At 67.5% G+C, this 17,929-nt stretch carries 18 protein-coding genes; 10 read left to right on the top strand and 8 right to left on the bottom strand.

Annotation, left to right across the window (positions count from 1 at the left end):
• Positions 1-82 precede the first annotated feature (82 nt).
• Positions 83-1,411 carry a Zn-dependent hydrolase gene (locus VGJ96_11395; GenBank protein HEY3287709.1) on the top strand — a complete coding sequence of 443 codons (1,329 nt, stop codon included), beginning with the start codon at positions 83-85 and terminating at the stop codon, positions 1,409-1,411.
• 36 nt (positions 1,412-1,447) lie between these two features.
• Here VGJ96_11395 and VGJ96_11390 read toward each other — a convergent pair whose 3' ends face one another.
• From VGJ96_11390 to VGJ96_11375, 4 genes are read right to left on the bottom strand one after another with little or no spacing between them, the layout of a single operon-like run.
• A complete protein-coding gene (locus VGJ96_11390) occupies positions 1,448-1,885 on the bottom strand; it encodes a DUF2721 domain-containing protein (GenBank protein ID HEY3287708.1) in 438 nt (145 codons plus the stop codon).
• Between the two features lie 16 nt (positions 1,886-1,901).
• Entirely contained in the window at positions 1,902-2,177 is a 276-nt protein-coding gene (locus VGJ96_11385) for a hypothetical protein (protein HEY3287707.1), read from the bottom strand.
• 6 nt (positions 2,178-2,183) lie between these two features.
• The gene (locus VGJ96_11380; GenBank protein HEY3287706.1) at positions 2,184-2,699 is read right to left on the bottom strand and encodes a GNAT family N-acetyltransferase; all 516 of its coding nucleotides are present in this window, start codon (positions 2,697-2,699) and stop codon (positions 2,184-2,186) included.
• A 3-nt stretch (positions 2,700-2,702) separates the two neighbouring features.
• On the bottom strand, positions 2,703-2,861 hold the full coding sequence (locus VGJ96_11375; protein ID HEY3287705.1) for a hypothetical protein: 159 nt from the start codon (positions 2,859-2,861) through the stop codon (positions 2,703-2,705).
• A 143-nt stretch (positions 2,862-3,004) separates the two neighbouring features.
• Between VGJ96_11375 and VGJ96_11370 the strand changes: the two genes are divergently transcribed.
• Positions 3,005-4,651: an amidohydrolase gene (locus VGJ96_11370; GenBank protein HEY3287704.1), complete on the top strand. Its 1,647-nt coding sequence runs from the start codon at positions 3,005-3,007 to the stop codon at positions 4,649-4,651.
• Positions 4,652-4,873: 222 nt separating this feature from the next.
• Here VGJ96_11370 and VGJ96_11365 read toward each other — a convergent pair whose 3' ends face one another.
• The gene (locus VGJ96_11365; protein ID HEY3287703.1) at positions 4,874-5,500 is read right to left on the bottom strand and encodes a CatB-related O-acetyltransferase; all 627 of its coding nucleotides are present in this window, start codon (positions 5,498-5,500) and stop codon (positions 4,874-4,876) included.
• A gap of 120 nt (positions 5,501-5,620) precedes the next feature.
• Between VGJ96_11365 and VGJ96_11360 the strand changes: the two genes are divergently transcribed.
• From VGJ96_11360 to VGJ96_11345, 4 genes are all read left to right on the top strand, one after another.
• On the top strand, positions 5,621-7,399 hold the full coding sequence (locus VGJ96_11360; GenBank protein HEY3287702.1) for an FAD-dependent oxidoreductase: 1,779 nt from the start codon (positions 5,621-5,623) through the stop codon (positions 7,397-7,399).
• The gene (locus VGJ96_11355; protein ID HEY3287701.1) at positions 7,396-9,195 is read left to right on the top strand and encodes a 2-oxoacid:acceptor oxidoreductase subunit alpha; all 1,800 of its coding nucleotides are present in this window, start codon (positions 7,396-7,398) and stop codon (positions 9,193-9,195) included. The genes VGJ96_11360 and VGJ96_11355 overlap by 4 nt, the downstream gene beginning before the upstream one ends.
• On the top strand, positions 9,192-10,247 hold the full coding sequence (locus VGJ96_11350; GenBank protein HEY3287700.1) for a 2-oxoacid:ferredoxin oxidoreductase subunit beta: 1,056 nt from the start codon (positions 9,192-9,194) through the stop codon (positions 10,245-10,247). Before VGJ96_11355 ends, VGJ96_11350 begins: the two co-directional genes overlap by 4 nt.
• A 127-nt stretch (positions 10,248-10,374) precedes the next feature.
• On the top strand, positions 10,375-11,565 hold the full coding sequence (locus VGJ96_11345; GenBank protein HEY3287699.1) for a DHHA1 domain-containing protein: 1,191 nt from the start codon (positions 10,375-10,377) through the stop codon (positions 11,563-11,565).
• Between the two features lie 67 nt (positions 11,566-11,632).
• Here the strand turns inward: VGJ96_11345 and VGJ96_11340 are convergent, their stop codons facing one another.
• Positions 11,633-13,240: an O-antigen ligase family protein gene (locus VGJ96_11340; protein ID HEY3287698.1), complete on the bottom strand. Its 1,608-nt coding sequence runs from the start codon at positions 13,238-13,240 to the stop codon at positions 11,633-11,635.
• A 103-nt stretch (positions 13,241-13,343) separates the two neighbouring features.
• Here VGJ96_11340 and VGJ96_11335 point away from each other — a divergent pair, with 103 nt between their 5' ends.
• The 4 genes from VGJ96_11335 (at position 13,344) to VGJ96_11320 (ending at position 16,982) form a co-directional block, all read left to right on the top strand.
• Positions 13,344-14,552, top strand: coding sequence for a carboxypeptidase regulatory-like domain-containing protein (locus VGJ96_11335; protein HEY3287697.1), 1,209 nt, complete (start codon positions 13,344-13,346; stop codon positions 14,550-14,552).
• 70 nt (positions 14,553-14,622) lie between these two features.
• On the top strand, positions 14,623-15,198 hold the full coding sequence (locus VGJ96_11330; protein ID HEY3287696.1) for a hypothetical protein: 576 nt from the start codon (positions 14,623-14,625) through the stop codon (positions 15,196-15,198).
• Positions 15,199-15,239: 41 nt separating this feature from the next.
• On the top strand, positions 15,240-16,517 hold the full coding sequence (locus VGJ96_11325; protein HEY3287695.1) for an MgtC/SapB family protein: 1,278 nt from the start codon (positions 15,240-15,242) through the stop codon (positions 16,515-16,517).
• Positions 16,518-16,541: 24 nt separating this feature from the next.
• Positions 16,542-16,982, top strand: a complete 441-nt coding sequence (locus VGJ96_11320; GenBank protein ID HEY3287694.1) for an OsmC family protein — start codon at positions 16,542-16,544, stop codon at positions 16,980-16,982.
• A gap of 3 nt (positions 16,983-16,985) precedes the next feature.
• Here VGJ96_11320 and VGJ96_11315 read toward each other — a convergent pair whose 3' ends face one another.
• Both VGJ96_11315 and VGJ96_11310 read right to left on the bottom strand, forming a co-directional pair.
• Positions 16,986-17,441, bottom strand: a complete 456-nt coding sequence (locus tag VGJ96_11315; protein ID HEY3287693.1) for a cbb3-type cytochrome c oxidase subunit I — start codon at positions 17,439-17,441, stop codon at positions 16,986-16,988.
• 38 nt (positions 17,442-17,479) lie between these two features.
• On the bottom strand, positions 17,480-17,926 hold the full coding sequence (locus VGJ96_11310) for a cbb3-type cytochrome c oxidase subunit I (protein HEY3287692.1): 447 nt from the start codon (positions 17,924-17,926) through the stop codon (positions 17,480-17,482).
• Positions 17,927-17,929 lie beyond the last annotated feature (3 nt).

Raw genomic sequence — 17,929 nt, 5'->3', positions numbered from 1 at the left:
TTGGAGGGCAGGCGCCGGGCGCCTACTGAAAGCTAGCAGGGTCGCGTACATTGGACCGTCCCGACAAGCTCCGAGGCCCCTGATGCGCCGACGCGACTTCCTGCACCACTCCGCCGCCGTGGCCGCCCTTCCCTTGCTGGGATCGGGCGTGGCCGGGCGCCTCGCAACGGCCTCCCCGCTTTCGTTCGGCGAGGTGCCGCGCGTGAACGGCAATCGCCTCAACGGATGGCTGGCCGCCTTCGACCGGATAGGCCGCACGGCCGGCGGGATCAATCGCGTGGCGTATTCTCTGGCCGACCTCGAAGGGCGCGCCTTCACGCGCGACCTGTTCGTGCAGTCTGGCCTGGTGCCGCGCGTCGACGCGGCGGGCAACATCCTCGCCCGCATCGAGGGATCCGATGCTTCGTTGAAGCCGATTCTCATCGGATCGCACGTGGACTCGGTCACCGACGGCGGCAACTTCGACGGCCCACTCGGCTCATTCTCGGCCATCGAGGTGGCGCGCACGCTGCGCGAACGCTCGCTCCGATTGCGCCACCCGCTCGAGGTCGTGGTCTGGCAGAACGAAGAGGGCGGCACGATCGGCAGCAAGCTCGTCATTGGCGCCCTCACCGATGCCGACCTCGACAAGGTCGCGCGCTCGGGGAAGACCATCCGCGAAGGGATCGGGCTCATTGGCGGCGATGTGTCCAGGCTGCTAACCGCCGTGCGCAAACGCGGCGACATCGCCTGCTACATTGAGCTGCACATTGAGCAGGGCGGCCGCCTCGAGAAGGCCGGCAAGCAAATTGGCGTCGTGCAGGGCATCGTCGGCCTGCGCTGGTTCGAGATCACCGTCACCGGCTTCGCCAATCACGCCGGCGCAACGCCCATGGACCAGCGGCAGGACGCGATGCTCGCCGCTGCCAAGTTCACCGTGGCCGTCAACGATGCCGTGCGCGGAGAGCCGGGCCGGCAAGTCGCCACCGTCGGTCGCCTGACCGTCTCGCCCAACACCACCAACGTCATTCCGGCCCAGGTGGTGCTCACCGTGGACCTGCGCGACCTCGACCAGTCCAGGATCGAGCACTTCACGCAGCGCTTCGAGCAGCTGGGGCGCGAGATCGGCAGCGCTACCAACACGACGTTCCAGTTCAAGCGTCTCGTGGACAGCGAGCCGGCGTTGTCCGATGCGCACGTGATGGACTGGATTCAGTCGAGCGCCGACGCGCTGGCGCTCTCGCACCAGCGCATGCCAAGCGGCGCGGGGCACGATGCGCAGGAGATCGCGCGCATCGCGCCAATGGGCATGATCTTCGTGCCGAGTGTGGGTGGCATCAGCCACTCGCCGCGCGAGTTCACCCGGCCGGACGATGTGGCGCACGGGGCGGATGTGCTGCTCAACGCGGTGCTGGCGGCGGACAAGGCGTAAGCAGCCCCGCAAGCGCTGCGCTGTTGCCAGTCCGCGCTAGTGCGGCCCGATGCGCAGGCTTGAAGTGGCGAGGCCGATCTCGCGCATGAAGAAGATCAGGCCGCCGATCAGCGCCACCATTGCCACGATGAACAGCCCGGCCACGATGCCGCGGTAGTCGGCGCCCCAGAAGGCGCCTGCGAAGAGCACCATCACGACCGTCGCAATGAAGATCGCCGACGCCACGCATAGGCTGATGGCGACGTTGATCCAGCGCGCCCGCGTGGCCAGCGTGCGCAACCGCTCGTGCGCCGCGATCGTCTCGTGCGGATCTTCCTCGTGCAGTGCGCGCTCGATGACGCGGGCCCGGTCGATCACGCGGGCCAGCCGCCCGGTGAGGACGTTGAGCAGGCCGGCGATACCCGTCAGCAGGAAGACCGGGGCAACCGACAGCTGGATGACGTGGGCGATGGTGGAGACAGGTTCCTGGTCCATACCTCTAACCTATCATTCAGCGGAGAAACCGCTCGGCGAGCTGTTCCAGGCGGTCGTCATGGTCGCGACGTGCGCGCTCGAGGATGCGCTCCACGTGCGGCCGCAGCGTGGGCTCTCCCCAGTAATAGCCGGTCGCCATCTCGGCGCTCCCCGTGTCGCCCGTGCGCGCCGCTTCCAGCAGGGTCTCGGCGGCCGCGGCGTCATAACCCGGGTCGTCACGCGGCGGCAGCGAGAACCGCTTGGACGGATCACCCCAGCTGCCGGAATCTTCCTTGGTGAAGGCGCGGGACATGGTTGGTTACTCCGGCAGCACGCGCCATTCGGAGCGCTTGCGCACCACCTCGAACCCGCGGGCGAGGTAGTTGGGGAGCGCGCCGGGATGGTCGAGCGTGCAGGTGTTCACCATCACGCGATCGGCGCCGGCCTCCCACGCGCGTTCGATGGCGCAGGTGAGCAGGTGCGCACCAAGCCCCTTCCCCGCGAACCACGAGAAGAGGCCGAAGTACTCGATCTCGCGGGTGCGCGGCGACGGCATTGTGAGCAGAAAGAAACCCGCCTCGTCGCCGTCCACCTTGAGCACCCAGAACTCGGTCCCCGGACGCGCCAGCGCATCTTCCCACTGTTCCTCGGACCACGCGGCGCGCTCCAGCCAGAAATAGTCGTTGCCGATGTCACAGTAGAAGTGCGCCGCCATCTCCGCCGACGGCGGGTCGATGCGCTCGACCGCGACGCCGGGGCGTGTGGTCCGCCGGGCCCGGAGCATCGCGGGATGCTCCATCTCCAGGTAGGTGATGGTCACTTCGACCGTAGGCATGCGCTACTCGTATTGCTTGCCGAACTTGCGTCCGTAGTAGAGCCCCACACCGCCACCGACGACGCTCATCATCAGCCCCGCAAACATCCCGATGGGCGCGCCCAGATACCAGCCGGCGTAGCTGCCGACGATCGAACCGACGAATCCGAGCAGCTTGCCCATACGACTCCGTGGTGTACCGGACATTACGCCCGGCGGTGGTTGTCTTCATAATATCGCCGAGTCCCCGCCCCCCGCCCGCCTTCCAACCCACCGCGGGGTTGGTGCGTTACGTTCCCGGACGCCGACCCCACCGGAGGACCCTCATGACCCGTTCGTTGTTCCGATCGCTGGCGCTCGCCAGCCTGACCGCCTGCCTGCCGCTGACGCTCACCGCGCAGCGCCAGAGCACCGCGGCCGACTCGATCAAGTACGTCTACCCGGCCTCGCCAGAACTCGAGGCCCTCAAGACCGAGGTGGCCAAGAAGATTGATGCCAAGGCCAAGCTCGTGCAGGAGATGGTGGATCAGGTCTTCTCGTTCGGCGAACTCGGCATGCAGGAGTTCGAGACCTCCAAGTACCTGACCGGGATTCTCGAGCAGAACGGCTTCAAGGTGGAGCGCGGCGTGGCCGGCATGCCGACCGCGTGGGTGGCCAAGTGGGGCAGCGGCAAGCCGGTGATCTCGCTGGGCAGCGACATCGACGGCATCCCGCAGACCAACACCAAGCCGGGCGTGGGATATCGCGACCAGTACCTGCAGGGCGCGCCCAGCCACGGCGAGGGGCACAACTCGGGCGTGCCGCTGAACATCGCGGCGGCACTCGCCGTGAAGGAGATCATGGAAGCGAAGAAGATGCCCGGGACCCTGGTCCTCTGGCCGGGCGTCGCCGAGGAGCAGATGGCGGGCAAGGCCTTCCTCGTGCGGGCCGGCATCTTCAAGGACGTGGACATCACGCTCTTCACGCACGTCGGGCAGGACCTCGGCGTGTCGTGGGGTCAGAGCAGCAGCACCGCGCTCATCTCGGCGCAGTTCCGGTTCAAGGGACAGAGCGCCCACGCCGCCGGCGCGCCGTGGCGCGGCCGGAGCGCGCTCGACGCCGCCATGCTGATGGGGGTGGGCTGGGAGTTCCGCCGCGAGCATCTCGAGCTGCAGCAGCGGTCGCACTACGTGATCACCGACGGCGGCGACCAGCCCAATGTGGTGCCGAGCACGGCGACCATCTGGTTCTACTTCCGTGAGCGCGACGCCGAGCATGTGAAGGCCAACTTCGAGCTCGGCAAGAAGGTGGCGCTGGGCGCCGCGATGATGAGCGACGTGTCGCTCGACACCGTGATGATTGTCGGCTCCGGGTGGAGCGGCCACTTCTCGCGTCCCGTGGCCGAGGACATGTACGCCAACATCAAGAAGGTCGGGATGCCGGCGTGGGACGAAAAGGACCAGGCGCTCGCGAAGGGGATCCAGCGGGAACTCGGCCAGCCCGAGCGTGGACTGACCACCGGGACCGGACGCATCGAAGGGCCGGTGCCGGAAGCGGCGCGTATGGGCGGCGGTTCGGACGACATCGGCGACGTGAGCTGGAACGTGCCGACCGTCACCCTGCGCTTCCCGTCGAACATCCCGGGGCTGCCGGGCCACAACTGGGCCAACGCCATTGCCATGGCGACGCCGCTCGCGCACAAGGGCGTGGTGGCCGGCGCGAAGGTGCAGGCGATGACGATCCTCGACATCCTCACCACGCCGCAGCTCGTGAAGGATGCGTGGGACTACTTCAACGATGTGCAGACCAAGACCATCAAGTACTACCCGCTCATCGGTCCCACCGACCAGCCGCCCATCTGGCTGAACAAGGACATCCTCATGAAGTACCGTGAGGACATGCGGAAGTACTACTACGATCCCAAGAAGTACAAGTCGTATCTCGACCAGCTCGGGATCACGTATCCGACGGTCCACGACAAGCCTGTTCCGTAGCGCAACGCTGGCTTTTCTCACCACGCCGGACTTCTTCACCACGGAGGCACGGAGGAAAAGCCGAGGGCCACGGAGGAACTACAACTTCTTGGGGTAACAACAGCGCGCCACGCAAATCAATGCGTGGCGCGCGTTGTTATTCAAAGACGTTGCAGTCCTCCGTGGCCCTCAGGCAGTTCTCCGTGCCTCCGTGGTGAAAAAGGCCTGAGTGCCGCGGAGAAGTCAGTCTCGATCGAGCGCGCCGAGATCGGTGCCGGCGATGGCCGCGACGTTGCGCGTGATCTTTTCGATGTCCCAGTCCCACCAACGGAGTGCGAGCAGGCGTGCAATAGTCGCATCGTCGAAGCGGTGGCGGATGACGCGCGCCGGGTTGCCGCCGACGATGGCGTATGGGGGGACATCGCCGGTTACCACGCTCAGGCTGCCGATCACCGCGCCGTCGCCGATGGTCACGCCCGGCAGGATGGTCGCGCCGTAGCCGATCCATACGTCGTTGCCCACGCGGATATCACCCTTGTGCGGCCACGACTCGGGCATCGCCGGCTCCCATCCGTTGCCGAAGATCGCGAACGGGTAGCTCGACAGCGTGGCCACATGATGATTGCCGCCGTTCATCAGGAAGCGCACCCCGGCCGCGATGGAACAGAACTTCCCGATGATCAGCCGGTCGCCGATGAAGTCGAAGTGATACAGGACATTCTTTTCGAACTGTTCCGCGCCGTCGGGGTCGTCGTAATACGTGTAGTCGCCGACCTCGATGGTCGGACGCGTGATGAAGTTCCTGAGGAAGGCGACGCGCTCGGCGCCCGTGATGGGGTGGCGCGTGGTGGGAGAGGGGCCGAGTGGCACGGAAAGACCGCCTGAGAGGTAGGCAGGAAAAGCTGGAGAACGCCGCGGGATTTGCAACGGTCAACTTGCCTCGTCCGCGTCTCAACCCCCTAATTTCCAGACTAGCCCCGAGGCGAACGCATGGCCCCCACGAACGTCACAGACCCACGGTACTTCCATAAAGTCGTTGATTGCCAGTGGGCCTGTCCGGCCCACACCAATGTGCCGCAGTACCTGCGTCTCATTGGGCAGGGACGGTACGCCGACTCGTACCTGCTGAACCGCGAGTCCAACGTCTTCCCGGGCATTCTCGGCCGCACCTGCGACCGTCCCTGCGAGCCGGCCTGCCGGCGCGGACGCGTGGACGACAAGCCGGTGGCCATCTGCCGCCTGAAGCGCGTGGCCGCCGACCTGCGCGGCGACATCACCGGTCGACTTCCCAAGGCGCCAGCCCAGAAGAATGGCAAGCGAGTCGCGCTCGTCGGCGCGGGACCGTCATCCCTTACGGTCGCCAACGAGCTGCTTCCGCTCGGCTACGACGTCACCATCTACGAGAAGTACTGCAACCCGGGCGGGCTGATGCGGTTCAGCATTCCGTCGTTCCGCCTGCCGGCGAGCGTGATCGACGAAGAGTGCGGCTACATCATCGACATGGGCGCGCACATGAAGTACGAGACGCCGGTGACGAGCATGCGCGCGCTGCTCGAAGAAGGCTACGACGCGGTCTTTGTCGGCACCGGCGCGCCCAAGGGAAAGGACCTCGAGATTCCCGGCCGGCACGATGCGCCAACCATCCACGTCGGCCTCGACTGGCTCGCCGGCGTGCACTTCGGCCACATCGAGTCCATCGAACGACGCGTCCTGATCATCGGCGTCGGCAATACCGCCATGGACTGCTGCCGCACGTCCAGGCGGCTGGGCGCCCGCGACGTGTCGGTGGTCGCGCGCCGCGGCCGCGCACACTTCAAGGCATCGCCGTGGGAGCTGGAGGACGCCGAGGAAGAGGGCGTGCACATCCTCGAGAACCACGCCCCCAGGCGCTTCATCGTCGAGAACGGCGTGCTCACGGGGATGGAATTCGACCAGCTGCGCTGGGGCGAGGACGCCGCCGGCAATCAGGCGAGCGAAGTGACCGGCACCGTGGTGATTCCCTGCGACGCCGTCATCCTCGCCATCGGCCAGGACAATGCGGTGCCGTGGATCGAAGGCGACCTCGGCATCGAGTTCGCCGCGCGCCACATGCCGGTGGTGGACAAGGTCACGCACCAGAGCACGCGCCCCGGCGTCTTCTTTGGCGGTGACGCGGCCTTCGGGCCGCAGAACATCATCTGGGCGGTGGCGCACGGCCATCAGGCGGCCATCTCCATCCACCTGCATTGCAGCGGACGCCCGCTCACCGACCGTCCGCCCGAGGGCATGACGCTGACGAGCACCAAGCTGGGGATGGGCGCATGGGAGTACAGCAACGACTACAACCCGTCGTCGCGCGCCAAGATGCAGCATGAGGAACTCGTGAAGCGCTTCAGCGACGTGAGCGTCGAGGTCGAGCTGGGCTACACCCCGGAACAGGCCGCGCGCGAAGTCGAGCGCTGCCTCAACTGCGACATCCAGACCGCGTTCACCGACGCCCTGTGCATCGAGTGCGACGCCTGCATCGACATCTGCCCGACGAGCTGTCTCACCATCACCGAGGAGCGCGCCTCCGAAGAGGAACTCCGTCAGCATCTCTCGGCACCCGCACGCAACATGATGCAGGATCTCTTCGTCTCGGGGCCGCTGCCGCAGACCAAGCGGTTGATGGTGAAGGATGAGGATGTCTGCCTGCACTGCGGGCTCTGCGCCGACCGCTGCCCCACCGCGGCCTGGGACATGCAGCGATTCGACCTGAAGCTCGCCTACGCGGGCGTGGAGGCGCGATGAGCGGCATCAACGACTTCGCCTTCAAGTCGGCCACCGTCAACGGGACCGGCTCGGCCAGCGCCAACACCCTCCTGATGCAGGCGATCTTCCGCATGGGCATTCCCGTCACGGGCAAGAACATCTTCCCGTCGAACATCCAGGGGCTGCCCACGTGGTACGAGATTCGCGTGAGCCACGAGGGCTTCACGGCGCGTCCGCCGGTGATCGACCTCATCGTCGCGCTCAACCCTTCCACCTATCCGCAGGACATCGCCTCGCTGCGCCCGGGCGGCTACCTGATGTACGACTCGTCCTGGCCGCTCGACCCGAAGCTCGTGCGCGACGACGTCACCATCCTCGGCGTGCCGCTGGGCCAGATGTGCCGCGAGGCGTTCACGCGCGACCGCGACCGCACGCTGCTGCGCAACATCGCGTACGCCGGCGCGCTCGCCGCCCTGCTGCAGATCGACATGGCCGTGATCGAGCAGATGCTGACCGAGAATTACGGCCGCAAGAAATCGCTGCTCGAGGCCAACCATCGCGCCGTGCGCATGGGTTACGACTACGCGCGCAGGCACTTCGACTGTCCGTTGCCGTTCCGCTGCGAGCCGATGAACGAGACTGCCGGCGCGGTGCTCATGGACGGCAACACGGCCTGCGCGCTCGGCGCGCTCTATGCCGGCGCAACGGTTGGTGCGTGGTATCCCATCACGCCCAGCACCTCGCTGATGGATGCGTTCAAGGAATTCTGCCAGGAATTCCGCGTCGACCCCGACACCAAACTCAACCGCTACTGCATCATCCAGGCCGAGGATGAGCTGGCCGCGGCAGGGATGGTCATCGGCGCCGGCTGGATGGGGGCGCGGTCGTTCACCTGCACGTCGGGACCCGGCATCTCGCTGATGCAGGAATTCCTCGGTTACGCCTACTACGCCGAGATTCCCGGCGTGTTCATCAACGTGCAGCGTGCGGGACCGGCCACCGGCCTGCCCACGCGCACGCAGCAGGCCGACCTGTTGACGATGGCATATGCGTCTCACGGCGACACCAAGCACATCATCCTCTTTCCCGCCGATCCGCGCGAGTGCTTCACCCTGACGGTGGCGGCATTCGATGCGGCGGAGCGCTTCCAGACGCCGGTCTTCGTGGCGTCGGACCTCGACATCGGCATGAATGACTGGATGATGCCGCGCCTGACGTGGGATGACGGTTATCGCCCCGACCGCGGCAAGGTGCTCGATGCCGCGGCGCTCGAGCAGGTGAAGAATTTCTCGCGCTACCTCGACGCCGATGGCGATGGGGTTGCCGCCCGCACGCTGCCCGGCGTCAGCGGCAAGGGCGCGTACTTCACGCGCGGCTCGGGGCACGACAAGCACGGCGCCTATACCGAGGACTCCGCGGCTTACGCGGAAGTGCTCGACCGCATTCGCCGGAAGCTCGAGACGGCCGCGCACACGCTTCCCAAGCCGGTGATCTCCCGACAGGACGGCGCCGACGTCGGCATTGTCTTCCTTGGCAGTTCCGAGGCGCCGGTGCGCGAGGCGGTGGTGCGGCTGCGCGAACACGGCGTTCGCGCCGACGCGATGCGCATCTGCGCGTTCCCGTTTGCTCCCGAGGTGCGGGAGTTCCTCGATCGGTACAAGACGCTCTTCGTGGTGGAGCAGAACCGTGACGCCCAACTGCGCGCGCTGCTGACCATCGAGACCGGCTTCCCGCGCGACCAGATGATCCCGGTGCTCGACTTCGCCGGCCAACCGATGACGGCTGATGAATTGGTGACCGCAATGTCCACGCATCTCGCCGGAGCGTCCGCATGAGTTCCATCAGCAAGCCGTCGGTGCGCCACCCGAGCGCGCAGAAGAACCAGATCGGGCTGTCGAAGGCCGATTACGAAGGGGCCATGTCGACGCTCTGCGCCGGCTGCGGCCACGACTCGGTGACGGCCGCGCTCGTGCAGGCGTTCTGGGAGCTCGACCTGCCGCCGCACCGCGCCGCGAAGATGAGCGGCATCGGCTGCTCGTCCAAGACCACCGCGTACTTCATGAAGCAGTCGCACGGCTTCAATGCCGTGCACGGCCGCATGCCGTCAGTGACGGCCGGCGCCAACGCGGCCAACCGTGAGCTGACGTACATCGGCATTTCCGGCGATGGTGATTCGCTCAACATCGGACTCGGCCAGCTCGCGCATGCAATCCGCCGCAACGTGAACATGCTGTACGTGATCGAGAACAACGGCGTCTACGGCCTCACCAAGGGGCAGTTCTCGGCGTCGGCCGATCTCGGCAGCATGTCGCGCAAGGGTGAGGTGAACGAACAGACGCCCATTGATCCCGTGCTGCTCGCGCTCACCCTCGGCGCGACGTTCGTGGCGCGCTCCTTCTCGGGCGACAAGAGCCAGCTGGTGCCGATCCTCAAGGCCGCGATGACGCACCGCGGGTTCGCACTCGTGGACGTGATCTCGCCGTGCGTGTCGTTCAACGACCACGAAGGGTCGGCCAAGAGCTACGCCTACATGCGCCGTCACGAGGTGGAAACGGTGATGACCGACTTCGTCCCTCTGCGGCGCGAGATCAAGGTCCCCGAGACGCACGAGGAGATGACGGTGGTTCGCATGCATGACGGCAGCGAGGTGCGGCTGCACGCGACGGCGCCCGGCTACAATCCGCGCAGCCGTGATATGGCGTATCGCCACGTGCAGGCGTGCATCAGGAAGGGCGAAGTGGCCACCGGCATCCTGTTCATCGACGACGCCGGCCGCTGCATGCACGACATGCAGCGCACCGTGCCGACGCCGCTGGCTCACTTGCCGTTCGAGCAGCTGTGCCCGGGGAGTGCGGCACTCAATCACCTGATGGAACGATACAGATGATGTGCACGCTTACCTTCGGTGTGGCCTCTTGGTGATGGCCGATGGCGGACGGCTGATGGCTGATGAAGAGACCAAATACCCATTAACATCCGCCATCAGCCCTCCGCCATCTGCCATCACTGTTTCCATGACGAACCGTCTCTACTACACCGACACTTACCTCCGTTCGTTCGATGCGTCGATCGTAGCGCGCGCCGAGGGCGGCCGGCGCCTGTATCTCGACCGCTCGGCGTTCTATCCGACGTCCGGCGGCCAGCCGAACGACCTGGGAACGCTTGGCGGCGTGAGCGTCGTGGATGTCGTGGATGAGGACGAACGCGTGGCGCACCTGCTCGCCGCGCCGTACGACGGTCCGGATGCCGTGCATGGCGAGATTGACTGGGCGCGACGCTGGGACTTCGCGCAGCAGCACACGGGGCAGCACCTGCTTTCGGGAACGTGCGACGCCCTCTTCGACTGGCCCACGGTGAGCGTGCACTTTGGTGACGGCATGTCCACGCTCGAGATCGGCGCCTCGTCCGTCTCACCCAAGCAGCTTCGGCGCCTCGAGGAGTATGCCAACGCGCTCATCACCGAGAATCGCCCCGTGACGGTGACGTTCGAGGATGCCGCGGCGGTGGCGCCGCGCCTGCGCCGCCCTTCGGCCCGCACTGGAACCCTGCGCATCGTCACCATCGAAGGCCACGACGTGAGTGCCTGCGGCGGCACGCACCTGCGCGCCACCGGTGAAATCGGCGCCATCCTGCTCCGCCGGGTCGAGAAGATCCGCGACAACGTGCGCCTCGAGTTTGTCTGCGGCGCCCGCGCCACGCGCCGCGCACGCGCCGACTACGATGTGCTCAGCGGCATCGCCGAACGTCTGTCAGCGGGCATCGATGAAGTGCCGGCGATCGTGCAGGCGCGCGTGGAGGACGCCAAGTCGCTCGCGTCGGTGAACCGCAAGCTCATCGAGGAGGTGGCCGGGTATCGCGCGCGCGCGCAGTGGGCGGCCACGGCACCCGGAGCCGACGGCATTTGCCGCCTTCGCGCCGCCGACGGCATGTCCGCCGATGAGCTGCGGGCCTGGGCAGCCGCGTGTGCTGCGCTCCCGGCTACAATTGCCGCCGGCGCAGTGGGTACATCGCGCACGCTTGCCGTGGCGGTGTCGGCCGATGTCGATGCCAACGCGGGCGCGCTGCTCAAGGAGGCCTTGCAGCCGGTTGGCGGACGAGGCGGCGGCTCGCCGCGCACGGCGCAAGGAACGGTCTCCGAGGACGCGCACCTCGATGCCGTGCTGGGCGCCATCCTCGGCGCCGCCTATCGCCTCAAGACGTCGTGAACGAGCCGAGCGACTGCGTCGCTCACTGAGCGTGGCGGCGCTCGCCGCGATGGTGGCGGCGTGCCGGCTAGCGCCCGTTCTTGCACCCGGCGGCAAGACGCCGCGCGTCGGGTGAGCGCGGAAAGAGCTCCAGCGCCGCCTTGGCCTCGACGCAGCCGCGCGTGCGGCTGGTGCGTGCCATCATGAGTTGCGCATAGCGCAGGCGGGCTCGGAATGACCCTGGATCGAGCGAAACCGCCCGCCCCATCTGGCCTGAGCTATACGCCGCCATCGATGCGATCTTGAGCGCGCTGTATTCCGCGGCCATCAGTCCCAGCAGGAGCGCCGAGATGGCGAGCAGGATGCGGCGTCCTCGCCCCAGAGGGGCGGGCAGCTGTTCCACCGGGACAGGTGGAATCAGCGCGCCCATCGTCGCCCAGAAGATCAGGGTGGGAGTCGCCAGCAAGAGCACGGCGTCGAAGGCGCCTTCGACGGCGACGACGGCCACCACGGCGGTCGCCGTAACGGCTCGCAATCGTTCGTCGAGCGGCAAGTCGAGCCGTCCCCACCCGATGAGTCCGCTGATGGCCAGTCCGGCGAGCAGCATGGCCCACACTACGAAAGCGGGAATCCCGCGCTCCGACAGCATCGCCATCCAGTCGCTCGACGGCCACGGATTGGCCGTCATGCCCGTCTCCTGGTTCAACGACGGATCATTGGGCGGCGCGACGCCGGGATATTCGACCGCCCAGTTCCCCGGTCCCACGCCAAGCGTCGGGTGCTGCAGCGACAGCGTCACCGAGTTCACGTACTGCCTGAGGCGCCCACGGCCGCTTCCCTCGCGGTAGTTGACCATCCCCTTGGCCGATTCGAGATACGGATTGTCACTGCGCCAGTCGAGGGAATTGGGAAGAACGACCGCCCCGGCGCCGCCGACGACCACCCCGGCGATGATGAGAATGAGCCCGCGCCGAGCCGCCGCATCACGCCAGAGCGTGCCACGCCGCCACAGCCACGCGAGCACGACGATCATCGCACAGACCACCAGCGCCAGCCAGGCGGCCCGCGTCCGCGAAAGCACCAACGCCGCCGCATTGATCCCGAGTCCCACCGCGGCCAGCAGCGCGCCGGGAAATCCGCGCGCCGTCAGCGCCAGATACCCCAGCAGCGGCACGCCCGCTGCCGCCACGTGCGCCATGAAGTTGCGATTGCCGAATGTGCCGCCCGGCGCCCGGCTCATCGAGGCGAGCTCGCTCGACACCCCATACGCCTGCGCCAGCGCCGTGGCCGCACCGAGTACCGTCGCGGTCGCGAGACCGCGAATGAGCACCTCGCGGCCGCCGTGGACCGCCGTGGCGCGCGCCGCCCACCAGACGAAGGCCGCGCTTACGCTGATCGACAGCGCGCGCAACGCCAGCCAGCCGTTGACCGCGAGGAGCGCGGATACCGCCGAGAGGGCGAGAAAGACGATGAGGTTGCGGTCGGTGCGCGTGCGCGGCAGCGCAATGCCGCTCGCAACCACCAGCGTCAGCGTCAGCGCCGCACCGACGTGCAGGGCCATCTCCTTGGGCACGAAGAACCGGTCGAGGTCGAACGACCGGTACGGCAGCGCCACGAGCACGGCGACGCCCGCCAATACCACGAGGGTCCAGGCGCTGGCCAGGCTCGTTCGACGAAGGGCGGCGGCGGATTGCACGCCGTAAGAGCTAACGGACTCCCTCTGTCGCCGAAAGGGCTCGCGGCACTTGCGGTGAAACGGCAGAGGGGAGACGTTCCGCATCTCACTCCAGCGCCATCCTGTGCGGACGTTTCTTTCCGTCATCTTGCTTGCGGTCACCTGCTCCGCGTCGCTGCTGCCGGCGCAGGGGCGCACCGGGCGCGTGCGGGGCGTCGTGGTTGATTCGCTGCTGGGCGATGTCCTCCCCGGCGCCGTGGTGCAGCTCCCCAAGCTTGGCCGGGGCGTGACCACCGACAGCGCCGGGCGGTTCGTGATCGACAGCGTGCCGCCCGGTGAGTGGGCGGTGATCTTTAGCCATCCCGCGCTCGATTCCGTGGGCGTCCTCGGCTCCACGCTCACCGTGCGCGTATTTGCGGGCGCGAGCGCCTTCGTGGCACTGGGAACGCCGGCGTTCGATCCGATTCGTCGCCGGCTGTGCGGCGAGACGCCTGACAGCCTCTCGCCAACCGTGGCGTTCGGCAATGTGCGCGCGGCCGACGGGACGCGGCGCAGGGTCAATGTGTCGGTCAGTTGGATGCTCGGCAGCATGTCGGGCGAATCGGCGCGTCCCGGCACCGTGCGGACCCTCCCCGAGGAATCGCGGCAGGTCTGGATTGCGTGCGGTATCCCGCGCGACGCCTGGTTCCATGCCTATGCGCGCGACTCGGCGCACACGGCGTCGGCATTCATCAGGATGGGACCGCGCGGCCTTGCGGCGAGTGACCTGGTGCTCTCCTCGGGCGTGGAATCGCTGTGGGGGACGGTGCGCGACGCCGAGGGGCGGCCCGTGCCGGGTGCATACGTCACGGTGGAAGGGACCGAGCGGCACGCCACGACGAATGCGGAGGGGGCGTTCACCGTTGCTGATGTCCCGAATGGCACGGTGACGGTCGACGTGCGTGCCGCCGGATACGCGCCGTGGGTGGCCCCCATCGTCGGCAGCGATCGGCCCGTCACCGTGCAACTCCAGCCGATGCTCGCGGCGAACGATGACGGCGCGCGCGGCAGCGATTACCTCCGCTTGCTGCAGCGCGGCGACCGGAGTGGCATCCAACTTCTCACGGGCGCGGCGCTGACCAGTGACAGCGCAGCGCTGGTCACGCTCCCGCTCGCCCAGACCTGCCGTTGGTGGCTCGATGGGCGCCCCGTGGCGCGAGAGTTCTTCGTCGCCCAGCCACGCTGGACGTGGCGCGCGCTGGAACTGTATCCTCGCGGGCAGGACGCGCCGCCCGAATACCGGACCGCGGACTGTCCGGTCGCCCTGCTCTGGACCACGTTCGCCGACTGGTAGCGCGGCGCCAGTTGCCGGAACTGCCGTTCCGGCCCCATGGTATGGTAGGCATCAACGATTGGAGTTTTCCGTGACCAAGGCCGCCCTGCTCGTCGTCGTGCTTGTTGCGCTATCCGCCGCCGGATGCGCCGGCTCCAAAGGCGGAACCGCGGCGAATCCAACCCCCACGACCATCACCCCCATCACCCAGCGCGTCGTCACGCCGACCTCGAACATCAACATCAACACCGTCGACGTGAATGCGGGCTACACGCAGTTGATCGTGGGCTCCATGGACGCGGCCTGGACGGCGCTCAACGTCACGTACGGGGAACTGAAGATTCCGATCGGAACGCTGGTGGACGGGCAGCACCTGATCGGCAACGACGCCTACAAGGTGCGCCGTCGCATCGGCCGCCTGCCGATGCAGCAGATTCTTGACTGCGGCAACGCGCAGGGCATCCCGAATGCCGAGACGTACGACATCATGATGTCGATCTCGAGCACGCTCACGACGAACCCCAAGGGCGGGCTCAACCTCATCACGCGCATCGATGCCACCGGCAAGTCGCCGAACTTCTCGCGCGACGCGTCGGTCGCCTGCCATTCGAGCGGCGCGCTGGAGAAGGAAATCGCGGAACTCGTGCGCAAGAAGGTCGGCGGCTAGTCCCGGCGGCGGCCCCTCAGGGCTGCCGGCCGGTCACTCACATGTCCTTGCCCGTCTTTCCCGAGACACTCGACACCGCCACCCGGCTGGCGGTGGCCGGACTCGTGGGGTTGGCCGTCGGCATTGAACGGCAGCGGTCCGGACATGCCATCGGGCCCGACCAGGACTTTGCCGGCATTCGCACCTTCCTGCTCATCGGCCTGCTCGGCGGGTTGGGCGGACTTTTCGTGGCCCACGATGCCGCACTCATCGGCGTCGCCCTCGTGGCCGCCGGGGCCCTGCTGGCCGTCGGCGCCTACGTCGTGACGGCCCAGAAGGACACCGAGCACGCCGTGGACGGCACCACCGAGACCGCCGCGCTCGTTGTGCTCGCCCTTGGCGTGATGGCGGGCACCGGCGCGCTGCGGTTCGCCGCAGGCATCGGAGCGCTGGTCGTCCTCGCGCTGGCCGAGAAGCATCGGCTGCACGGATGGGTGGACCACCTTGATCCGGTGGAGATGCGGGCCGCCTTGCATTTCGCCGTGCTCGCGCTCGTGGTGCTTCCCGTGCTTCCCACCACGATTGCGACACCGGTCGGCGAGGTCACGCCACGCGCCACGTGGATGCTCGTGCTGGTCATCTCGGGACTCAACTTCATCGGTCACCTCGCACGGCGCGTCGTGGGCCGCGAGCGCGGATATGCCGTGACGGGCGCGCTGGGCGGGCTCGTGTCGTCCACCGCCGTCACATGGGGATTCGCGCGCAGCAGCCGCGACGAGGAGGCGCTGCGCCCCGCCTATGCGGCCGGCGTGATCGGCGCCTCCACGGTGCTCTTTCCGCGCGTGATCATCGTGGTGCTGCTCCTGAACGCCTCCGTCGGAATCGCGGCCCTGCCCTACCTCGCCGCGCCATTCGTCGTTGGCGTTGTCTGTTCGTGGTGGGCCGCCCGCACCCCGGTCACGTCGCAGTCCGCGGCCGAGGAATCTCCGCGCAGTCCGCTCAACCTCACGGCCGCGCTGCAGATGGCGCTGGCCTTCCAGGTGGTGCTGCTCTTCATGGCCTTCGTGCGCAGCACCTTCGGCGAGACGGGCATCTACTCCACCGCCGCGCTCTTCGGCGTGACCGACGTCGACGCCATCTCGGTGGCAATGACACGCCTGGGCGGGGCCGACACCAGCACCACCGCGGCACGTGCCATCGCGGTGGCCGTCGCATCCAATACGCTCGCCAAGGGTATCATCGCTGGTATCGTCGGCCGCGGGACGTTCCGGCTGCGCGTCGCCGCGGCGCTCTCGCTGATGTTCGTGGCACTGGCGGCGACGCTCGTGCTGCTTCCCTGACCTGCCTGCCTGGTGGCGCCTCCCATGTCCGAAGATTCCCCGGTGTCGTTCTCGCTCACGCTCAAGGACAACTACGCCTTCACGGTCGACTTCGGCGACAGCGGCATTCCGCCGATGACCATCGACGAGACATCCCCGCTCGGCCACGATGAAGGTCCTGATCCCTCGCGACTGCTCGCCGCGGGCATCGCCGGCTGCCTGGGCGCCAGCCTGCTCTTCTGCCTGCGGAAGTCGCACGTGGAGGTGCCGGCCATGCGCACCGAGGTGCATGTCACGAACGGGCGCAATGAACGGGGGCGACTGCGCGTGAAGAAGGTGGCGGTGCGTCTCGCGCCTTCGGTGCCGGTCGACCAGCAACAGCGCATGGTGCGCTGCCTCGAGATCTTCGAGGACTTCTGCGTGGTGAGCGCCGCCATTCGCGAGGGGATCGAGATTGACGTGAGCGTCGATCCCCAGCCGGCGTAGGCCCTAGAAGCGCTCGCCCTTCGCCTCGCGCTGCGCACTCCCGGCGGCGCGAATGCGCGGAAAGAGCGTCCAGAAAACCAGCCCCAGCCCCACCGCCTGCAACAGGCCGCCAAGGACGATGACGAGCCGCAGGCCCGGGCCGGGATCGAATCCGGCCAGCACCTCCGCGCTGATGCGCAGCGCGGTCCCCGGGGCGATGCACCACCACGCCGTTTCGGCAAGCCTGGGCTGGTATCGCCGGTCTTCCGCCGTCGGCCGCGGGAAGAGCCAGAGCGCGACGCCGGCAATCATCATCATCACGAAACCGACGAGCAGAGCGTGCGTGTGCGCGCTGAGTTCGCGCGCCGAGATGGCGGCACCGCCCAACTCGCGGCGCAGCAGGAGCCAGACGCCGAGCATCAACCCGACGACGAGAAAGACGATGGCCGTCTTCAGATAGCGGCGCGCGAGGGAATGCATGCGTCTATCCTAGTGAGCCCGCGCGCCGGCGCCAGCGACTAGCCCGACATCGGCAGCCGGCGTGCCTGCCCGTTGTCCATGCGCGGCTTTGGCCCCGTGCCGTCGAGCGTTCGCCACAGGTTGTAGATGAAGGCAAACGCTCCCGCCGCCGCCAGCACCGCCCCCGCTTCGATCGCCAGGCGCGCCTCCGGTCTCCACGGGAGGAAGATGAAACCGAGCACCAGCGTCACCAGCCCGGTGTTCGATGCCCACCAGTGCACTTCGGCCAGCCGGCGGCTGTGCAATGGATGGCCCGTGAACCGGGGGATCACATGGTACGCCACGCCGAAGATGAGCATCGACACGAAGCCGAGCAGGTTCAGGTGGGCGTGCGCCGGACGGTAGATGACGGCGTTCGGCGAATAGCCCATCCAGATACCGAAGCAGATGCCGAGGCCCAGATAGACGAGGGCGCTCTTGATGAAATAGCGGACGAACCAATCCATGGG

The sequence above is a fragment of the Gemmatimonadaceae bacterium genome (genome assembly GCA_036504815.1).
Lineage (GTDB): Bacteria > Gemmatimonadota > Gemmatimonadetes > Gemmatimonadales > Gemmatimonadaceae > PNKL01.
The sequence above is the reverse complement of the archived record's forward strand: the minus strand, read 5'-3'. Positions and strand labels throughout refer to the sequence as shown.